Genomic DNA, 847 nt, shown 5'->3' with positions numbered 1-847 from the left:
ACCAAAATAAAACAGCTTGGAGACCGGATTTTCGAGAAGATTCTCAGTGAAAAGAATATTGATGCGTTTAATGGAGCCCAGGGGCGTATTCTTTATGTGCTGTGGCAGAAGGATGGTATTTCAATCAGGTCACTCTCGACTAAATGCGGATTAGCGATAACATCTCTTACTACGATGCTGGAAAGAATGGAAAATCAAGGGCTGATAAGCCGTGTTCAGTCTGAAATGGACAAAAGGAAAACGCTCCTGTTTCTGACTGAGAAAGCACATGCCTTAAAGGGCGAGTACGATTCTGTATCTGATGAGATGGGCAGTATTTACTACAAAGGTTTTTCAGAGGAAGAAATTATCCGGTTTGAGGAATGCCTTGACCGCATCAGAAAGAATCTTGAGGAGTGGCAGAAGTCATGAGTATTTGTATCAAAGATCAGATTCAGAACATGAATATCGTCATTGGCTGCACAGTGGGGTGTACATATTGCTATGCCCGCAACAACGTGAAACGCTGGCATATGATTGATGATTTCGCTGACCCTGAATTCTTTCCGGGTAAGCTCAAGATGATGGAAAAGAAACGTCCGCAGAACTTTCTTCTTACCGGCATGAGCAATCTCTCTGGATGGAAGCCGGACTGGAGAGACGAGGTATTTGCAAAGATCCGTGAAAATCCACAGCATCAGTTCCTGTTCCTTACCAAGCGACCTGATTTGCTGGATTTTGATACCGATCTGGAAAACGCATGGTTTGGCGTTACGGTGACGAGGAAAGCAGAACTGTGGCGTATCGACGCCCTTCGGAAAAACGTCAGAGCAAAACATTACCATGTTACCTTTGAGCCGTTATTCGA

The 847-nt window shown here is 44.4% G+C and carries 2 protein-coding genes; both read left to right on the top strand.

Annotation, left to right across the window (positions count from 1 at the left end; all coding sequences use genetic code 11):
* Nucleotides 1-411, top strand: a 411-nt coding sequence (locus LJE11_RS19180) for a radical SAM mobile pair system MarR family transcriptional regulator (RefSeq protein ID WP_227296410.1), incomplete at its 5' end; no start/stop codon positions are given.
* A partial coding sequence (locus LJE11_RS19175) for a DUF5131 family protein (RefSeq protein WP_227296408.1) occupies nt 408-847 on the top strand: 440 nt, incomplete at its 3' end. The genes LJE11_RS19180 and LJE11_RS19175, both read left to right, overlap by 4 nt.

Source organism: Blautia sp. DFI.1.216 (genome assembly GCF_020594215.1).
Classification (GTDB): domain Bacteria; phylum Bacillota; class Clostridia; order Lachnospirales; family Lachnospiraceae; genus Blautia_A; species Blautia_A wexlerae.
This window is presented reverse-complemented; position numbering and strand designations above follow the sequence as displayed.